Annotated in this window: 5 protein-coding genes and 2 pseudogenes; all 7 read left to right on the forward strand. The window is 64.4% G+C overall.

The features are described from left to right. Window positions 1-106 precede the first annotated feature (106 nt). Window positions 107-2,437 (forward strand): ATP-binding protein, encoded by a 2,331-nt coding sequence (locus OG254_RS00745; RefSeq protein ID WP_405576336.1) that lies wholly within the window; start codon window positions 107-109, stop codon window positions 2,435-2,437. 364 nt (window positions 2,438-2,801) lie between these two features. Next, window positions 2,802-3,134, forward strand: coding sequence for an integrase core domain-containing protein (locus OG254_RS00750; RefSeq protein WP_405576338.1), 333 nt, complete (start codon window positions 2,802-2,804; stop codon window positions 3,132-3,134). 230 nt (window positions 3,135-3,364) lie between these two features. After that, entirely contained in the window at window positions 3,365-4,738 is a 1,374-nt protein-coding gene (locus OG254_RS00755; RefSeq protein ID WP_405576340.1) for an ABC transporter substrate-binding protein, read from the forward strand. Between the two features lie 314 nt (window positions 4,739-5,052). After that, complete coding sequence (locus OG254_RS00760) at window positions 5,053-5,997, forward strand: carbohydrate ABC transporter permease (protein ID WP_405576342.1); 945 nt, start codon at window positions 5,053-5,055, stop codon at window positions 5,995-5,997. A 228-nt stretch (window positions 5,998-6,225) separates the two neighbouring features. Next, window positions 6,226-6,402 carry a transposase gene (locus tag OG254_RS00765; RefSeq protein WP_405576344.1) on the forward strand — a complete coding sequence of 59 codons (177 nt, stop codon included), beginning with the start codon at window positions 6,226-6,228 and terminating at the stop codon, window positions 6,400-6,402. An 88-nt stretch (window positions 6,403-6,490) separates the two neighbouring features. Next, window positions 6,491-7,141 (forward strand): annotated as a pseudogene (locus OG254_RS00770) (IS3 family transposase); the annotation flags it as partial. A gap of 86 nt (window positions 7,142-7,227) precedes the next feature. Further along, window positions 7,228-7,982: pseudogene (locus OG254_RS00775) on the forward strand (transposase family protein). Window positions 7,983-8,061 lie beyond the last annotated feature (79 nt).

The raw sequence follows: 8,061 nt of genomic DNA on the forward strand, positions 1-8,061 counted from the left end.
GAGGTGGGCGCTCCCGGACACCGTATAAGCCGCAAGCATTGCGCGGCCCTGATCGCGCTGTGGACGAATCTGCGAGTAAGCAATGAGCGAAGTTTCGAGTCACCAAGTGAACCATCTGCCGGGCGAGATGACGTCGTTCCTGGGGCGCCGGCAGGCGATGGCTGAAGCGCGGCGGCTTATGTCGGTGTCGCGGCTGGTGACGTTGACCGGAGTGGCGGGCGTGGGGAAAACACGTCTGGCGTTGCAGTTGGCGCGGAAGTTGAACCGTGCATTCGCGGACGGTGTGTGGTTCGCAGGGTTGGCGGATGTGGCTGACCCGTCGGGGGTGCCGCAGACGGTGGCGATGGGAGTGGACTTGCGGACCTGGTCGGGAGCGGATCCGCAGCCCGCGCTTGCGGATTACCTGGCCGGCAAGCAGGTGCTGCTGGTTCTGGACAATTGCGAGCAAGTGCTGGATGCCAGTGCTCTTCTGGTCCGGGATTTGCTGGCCGTGGCGCCGGAGTTGCGCGTGCTGGTGACAAGCCGGACACCGTTGGCGCTCCGTGGGGAGCATGCGTGGCAGGTGCCACCGCTGAGCTTTCCTGGTGAGCGAGAGGTGTTTGCTCCTGGTGCGGCCCGGCAGTTCGAGGCACCGCTGTTGTTCGAGGAGCGTGCGGCCGCGGTGGCGCCGGGGTTTGTGATCAACGAGGGGAACGAGGAGGCGGTGGTCCAGCTGTGCCGTCGGTTGGACGGTGTTCCGCTGGCGATCGAGTTGGCGGCGCTGCGGGCGCGGGCGTTTTCGGTGGAGCAGATCCTGTCCCGGTTGGATGAGCCGTTGACGTTGTTGACACAGGGGCATCGAGAGTCGTTGCCGCGACATCGTACGCTTCGGTCTGCGATGGGATGGAGTCACGACCTGTGTTCTCCGCAGGAGCAGCTGTTGTGGGCGAGGTTGTCGGTGTTTGCCGGTGACTTTGACCTGGATGCGGCCGAGGCAGTGTGCGCCGGGGACGGCCTGGGGCTGGATGCCGTGTTCGACGTGATCCACGGGCTGCTGGAGCAATCCATCCTGGTCCGGTCGGTCGGCTCATCCCGAGAGGGTGGCCCTGTCCGCTACCGGATGCTAGAGACGATCCGCCAGTACGGTCAGGAGCAGCTCTCGGCGCGGGACGACGGCGCACTCATAGTGCTGCAGCGCCGGATGAGGGACTACTACCTTGGGATGGCGGAGAAATCGTACGAGGAGTGCTTCGGCCCGAACCAACTGAAGTGGTTCACACAATTGCGGGTGGAGCAAGCCAATGTGTGGGCGTCCCTGGACTTCTGCCTCACCCACCCAGGGGAGGAACGGGCAGGGCTGCAGATGGCCGGTGCGCTGAGCTTCGCCTGGACGGCCACCGGTTGCCTCTCCGAGGGCCGGTACTGGTTGGACCGTGCCCTAAAGGCCCAGGATGAACCCGGCTGGGAACGCGCCCGTGCCCTGTGGGCCATGGGGTACATCCTGATCGCTCTCGGATACACGACATCCGCCATACGGGTCCTCACGGAGTGCTGCGAGACGGCCCAGCGCGTGGGTGATGGCACGGCGCTCGCACACGCCACATCTGTGTTGGGTGCGACCGGTGCACGGCTTGGTGCAAGGCGGGAACGAGCAACACCAGGAGACGGCCTCCTTCCTGGAAAGGAGGCGAGTGGCCCCAATATGATCTTGCCGCTGCTCGACCGGTTCAGCTTCGTCCTCATGCTATTGACTTCGGAGGCTGAAGTGCAACGAGCTGTGGCTCTCCTGGAGGAATCCCGTGTCTGCTGCGAAACGTCGGATGACCACTGGCAGCGATCCTGGGCCCTCCGGTTCCTCGGCGTAGCGTACTGGCGGCAAGGCGACCCGCACAGAGCGCTCACAGTACTCCGAGAGTCAGCGCAAATCGGGCGGGAATTCCAAGACGTCTTGGGCCAGGTCTGGGGTCTCGAGGTCGCGGCCTGGGCGCTGGTGGAGACCGATGCCGATCGGGCAGCCTGCCTCCTCGGTGCCAGTGAGGCACGGTGGCGGTCCCTCGGCGCGCGCCTTCCTTGCGCCCCTCACATACGCAGGTGGCACGACGATTGCAAGAAGCGGGCTCGCACGGTCCTGGGTAAGCGGTTGTTCGAGTCCAACTACATGGCGGGCACACAAATGCACTACGACGACGCCAACAATCTCATCCTCGGACGGCGGACAGTCAACCCCGCGCCTGTGCGTGTGCAGGCGCCGGAGATAGCCCTGACCAAGCGTGAGCAGGAGGTCGCCGCGAAGGTGGCCGAGGGCATGTCGAACCAGCACGTCGCCAGCGCCCTCATCATCTCCCAGCGCACCGCTGAATCGCACGTGCAGAGCATCCTCCGCAAGCTCGGCTTCACCTCGCGCTCCCAGATCGCAGCATGGCAGGCCGACCGGCAGTCGAGTACGATCTCGGAGTGATGTGAGCATGCGACGAGCGTGCGGCGCTGACGAGTCCACTGAGCTGACCAGCCGCGAGGAACCGCGGGTGGTTGCGCCGCAAGTCATGATCTCAGGGGGCACACCCGCCATGTGCCACCCCACGGCCGTCCAACAATCGCAACAACCTCTCCCAACGACCCCGGCGTCCAATGGGTCTGGCGGTTGCTGAAGCTCTCCCCGAGGCTGCCACCAGCGGCCGGGCTGGCGGATCGCAGGGGCTTGGTGCAAGACAGCAGGCGATGCCTTTTGGCGACACGATCCAAAGGGTCCACACTGAAGCTTCCCCCTTGATCGTGGACACCTGGAGACTGGGACCTTGAGGTTCCAGAGGAAGTAGCACCAGGTGGGAAGCAAGTACACGAAGCGGTACACCAGTGATCGCGGCAGTGAGTACACCCCGGCCCAATTCCGGGACCGGATAGGCGAGTTGGGACTACGGCAAAGCTGTGGCCGCACCGGATCATGCTTCGACAATGCCGCAGCGGAGAGTTTCTGGGCACTACTCAAGGAGGAGATCGGCACCCGGACCTGGCCCGACCGGACCACCGCCCGCGCCGAGGTCTTCAACTTCATCGAGACCTTCTACAACGGCCGCCGCCTACACAAGCACAAGACCTTCGGCTACCCCACCCCGACCGAGACCAGACAGCGGCATCAACACACCCTCGCGGCATAACCATCGAGTGTCCAAGATCACGGGGAAACTTCAGCTCGGCTGCTGCTCCCGTGCTACGACGCCAGGCGAGCGTCACAGCGCGCGCTCGATCCCCTGATGGAGTTCCAAGAAGGGCGTGTCGCCCGGTCAATCTCTTGCTCGTGGCATTAAATTTCAGACCATGTCGTGTCATCTATTTGTCCGAGCAAGGGGTGTTGGACTACCTTCATCCGCCCAGAAAGAGGGTTCCCGTGAAGACGAGGTCTGTGAGGGCCGGTCGGCATGCAGTTGCCGAATCCACTGTCCTCGGTACCTGTATCGTCCTGGTGCTCGCTGGTTGCAGCGGAGCCGGAGACAGCGGTGGCAGCGGGAACGAGAAGTCGGTGAACGTGCTCATGGTGAACAATCCTCAGATGCTCGATCTTGAGAAGCTGACCAAGAGTAATTTCACCAAGCAGACCGGAATCAAGGTCAACTACACCGTCCTGCCGGAAAACGACGTACGCGACAAGATTAGTCAGGAATTCTCCAGCCAGGCCGGCACGTACGATGTGGCATCGATCAGTAACTTCGAGGCACCTATTTACGGCGTGAACGGCTGGTTGGCCCCGCTGGACGACATCGCGGAGGATAGCGCCTTCGACCAGTCCGACATCCTCGCGCCGATCCAGGAGGGGCTTACCGCGAACGACGGCAAACTGTACGCCGAGCCTTTCTACGGTGAGTCATCGTTTCTCATGTATCGCAAGGACGTGTTCCAGGCCAAGGGGCTGAGAATGCCCAGTCACCCGACCTGGGCGCAAGTCGAAGAATTGGCGGCCGAGGCGGACGGTGCCATGCCCGAGATGAAGGGCATCTGCCTACGTGGCATGCCCGGTTGGGGTCAGCTCAGCGGCGTACTGACCACGGTAGTCAACACCTACGGCGGCACCTGGTTCACCAAGGACTGGAAGGCCCAGGTCAACGGCGCAGGCTTTACCGAGGCGACGCAGCTATATACCAACCTAGTCCGCAAGCATGGTGAGCCCGGTGCCGCTCAGGCAGGCTTCGCTGAATGTCTCAACAGCTTCCAGCAGGGCAGGACCGCTATGTGGTACGACGCTACTTCGGCTGCCGGGTTGCTGGAAACGAAGGACTCGCCTGTCGCCGGAAAAGTGGGCTACGTTGCGGCCCCGGTGAACAAGACTAAGAGCTCCGGATGGCTGTACTCGTGGGCTTGGGGCATCCAGAAAGCGAGTAAACGCCAGGCCGCTGCGGCGAAGTTCATCGAGTGGGCTTCAAGCAAGAAGTACGAGGACCTTGTCGGAGCCAGGCTAGGCTGGGCTAGGGTACCGGCCGGCAAGCGCGCCTCAACCTATACCAACTCTGACTACCGGAAAGCGGCAGCCCCGTTCTACCAGGCCGCAAGGGACGCCCTCACCAGCGCAGACCCGCGCAATCCCGGGGTACAACCCCGCCCGACCGTCGGCATCCAGTTCGTGGCCATCCCGGAGTTCCCGGATCTGGGGACCAAGGTCTCCCAGTTGATCGCGGGCGTCATCGCGGGCCGCACCACGGTGACCGCGGCCCTGAACGAGGGCCAGAAACTCGCCGAGAAGGTCGCCGCTGAATACGCGAAGAATTGACCAGTGCCATGCCGGGCCCCCTGCTCCTTCTGGGGGACGGGGACACTGATCGAAGCGGAGAAACAGTGACGCAGCGCTGGAAATAGACGCATCGGCTACACCTTTTCGCCACCTGGCCATCAGACTGAGCAGGCCCCATTCGCCCACTCCGAACGCTCGTACGGGCCCGCGGCAGCCACTCGACACAGCCCCGATAAAGACCAGAGTCGACACGCGGCCCCAGCATCGGTCAACACTATCCCGCCATCACCAACTGCAAGTCCGAAAACGTGCGCCAAGTCGGAGGTAACCAACACGAAACGAGCACTACCCGCATGCACAAGACAGGACACCGCGCTGGAACCCCACCGGTACTAGTGCCTCGACGGCGGTTGCCCCGAGCCTGGGCCAGACGCGCCCCGCTGCTGCCGGCCCTCGTCTTCATGGCTATCGTCACTCAGCTGCCGTTTCTGGCAACGCTGGTGATCTCCTTCCTGGACTGGAACGCCCTGCGGCCAGACGAGCGCGGGTTCGCGGGGTTCGAAAACTATACGCAGGTACTCAGCGACCCGGCCTCGCGTTCCTCGCTTCTCACAACGGTCCAGCTTACCGCGGGTGTAGTACTGCTCAGCCTAGTGCTCGGCCTGGGCGCGGCGCTGCTGCTCATCGGGAAGTTCCACGGCCGCGCACTGGTGCGCACCATGTTCATCACACCACTCCTCCTCGTTCCTGTCGCTTCCGCGCTGGTGTGGAAGCACGCGCTCTACAACCCCGAGTACGGGTTGCTCAACGGTGTGATGACTTGGTTTTGGTCCCTGTTCGGCTCGGGTAGCCCCCCGCAACTGGACTGGATCACATCGGCTCCCTTGAGCTCCGTCGCGGTATCTCTGATCTGGCAGTGGACGCCATTCATGACGCTGATCCTGCTCGCCGGCCTACAGAGCCGCCCAATTGACGCCATCGAGTGCGCACGTGTGGACGGGGCGAACGACTGGCAAATCTTCCGCTACCTGACGCTGCCGCACCTGCAGCGCTACCTCGAACTCGGCATTCTGCTCGGTTCGATCTACATCGTGCAGAACTTCGACGCGGTGTTCACCATCAGCTCAGGCGGCCTCGGAACTGCAAACCTGCCTTACACCATCTACCAAAGCTTCTACCAGGGGCACGACTACGGCAGGGCGTCCGCAGCCGGCATCCTCGTTGTCATCGGCACCATCATCCTTGCCGCGCTCTCCCTGCGTCTGATCTCGACACTCCTTCGAGAAGAACGGTCATGAGTGTCGGAACAGCAACAATGCCATCGCGTCGACTCCGTTGCCGTCGCCCCCGCCGTTCACCGCCCACCGCCGTCCTGTCGCAGCAGGGCGGTTGAAGCTGAGGGCAGCCCGACCCGGGAGGTGCCGGGGAGGGTGGCCAGCGGCCCTGACAAAGCCGGGATGAAGCTTCCCCTTGATCGTGGACACCTGGAGACTGGGACCTTGAGGTTCCAGAGGAAGTAGCACCAGGTGGGAAGCAAGTACACGAAGCGGTATACCGAGGAGTTCAAACGGGACGCGGTCGCGCTCGTCGATTCCTCGGGCAAGACGGTCACTGCCGTCGCCCGGGAACTCGGCATCCCCGAGTCTCTGCGCGGCTGGTACCGCAAGGCCAAGGCGGACCGGGGCGAGGACCGGGCGAGCTGACCGGAGCCGAGCGTGAGGAGCTCAGGCGGCTGCGGCGGGAGAACCGCGAACAGCAGCAGACGATCGAGATCCTGAAAAAAGCGACCGCCTTCTTCGTGAAGGAGAACGACCGGTGACCGAGCTGTACCGGTTCATCCATGCGGAGAAGGCGAACCATCCGATCACGCTGCTGTGCCGGGTGCTGCACGTGGCCCGCTCCTCCTACTACGCATGGCGCGAGGGCGAGGCCGCCCGCCAAAGGCGTCGGGCCGCCGACGACGCACTCGCGCACGAGATCACCGTGCTGCACATCGCCTCACGCCGTACCTACGGCGTCCCGCGTATCCATGCCGAACTGCGCCGCCTGGGGCGGCGGGTAAACCGCAAGCGCATCGCCCGCGTGATGCGCGAGCGCGACATCCGCGGCGTCACCCGGCGCAAGCACCGCTCGCTGACCCGGCCGGACAAGAAGGCGAGGCCGGCCCCGGACCTCATCGGCCGCGACTTCCACGCGGACATCCCCGGCACGAAGCTGGTCGGAGACGTCACCTTCCTCCCGACGACCGAGGGCTGGCTCTACCTCGCCTGCTGGCTGGACCTGGCCACCCGCGAGGTCGTCGGCTATGCCATGGCCGACCATCACCGCGCCGAACTCGTCGTGGATGCCCTCGACACGGCCCACGGCCGGGGCGGGCTGGAGCCTGGCTGCGTGATCCACAGTGATCGCGGCAGTGAGCCCTTTTCAAGTTGGCGGCGTTGACCACGTGTTGGACGGGCTGACTGAACGAGGAAGCGCCTGGTAGACGGTGTCACAACCAAGATCCACCGTGCTGCCAGGAGCTTCGAGTGCTTGTGTACCCGTCGGCGATCGACCTGCCCAGCCGTACCTTGCGCTACCTGACAGGGCAACTGGCCGCGCGGCGGCGCGAGATCGGCACTCGATGGCGACGTCTGGCAGCCGGGCGCCAGGCCCTGCTCGTCCTGGCTCATCTGCGGTGCGGTGACACTTACGCCCGGCTCGCCGCCGGGTTCGGGATCGGTATCGCGACGGTCTACCGCTACATACGCGAGGCCGTCGATCTCCTGTCCGCCCTCGCTCCCACCCTGGCCGAGGCCATGGACACGGCCCGGAAGAAGGCATTCGTGATCCTGGACGGCACCCTCCTGCCGATCGACCGGATCGCCGCCGACACCCCGTACTACTCCGGGAAACATAAACGCCACGGCATGAACGTCCAGGTCCTGACCGATCCGTTCGGCCGTCTGCTGTGGGCCTCGCCCGCCCTGCCCGGCTCGACCCACGACCTGACGGCAGCCCGACGCCACGGAATCGTCAACGCGCTCGCGGCCGAGGGGCTCAAGTGCTGGGCAGACAAGGCGTACCAAGGTGCCGGACATCCCGTCCGCGTGCCGTTCCGAGGCCGCCGGCTCAAGCGGTGGAGGCGACGCCACAACACCACCCACGCAAAGATCCGCTGCGTGGCGAGCAGGCCATGGCCATCCCGAAGGCCTGGCGCCTCCTGCGGAAACCCCGCTGCAGCACGACCCGGATCACCGACATCGTGAAGACCGTCTTCGTCCTTCACCAGGCATCAACGTGAGGATGAAAAGCCTCACTGTCCGAGAACTTCGAGGCGGCTCAATCGGGCACCATGGGCACGATGCGCGCGCTGCCTGGGT

The sequence above is a fragment of the Streptomyces sp. NBC_01092 genome (genome assembly GCF_045039535.1).
Classification (GTDB): Bacteria; Actinomycetota; Actinomycetes; order Streptomycetales; family Streptomycetaceae; genus Streptomyces.

Coding starts and splice junctions, on each gene's coding strand:
- OG254_RS00760 (WP_405576342.1), top strand. CDS start 5,053: ATGCACAAGACAGGACACCGCGCTGGAACCCCACCGGTACTAGTGCCT.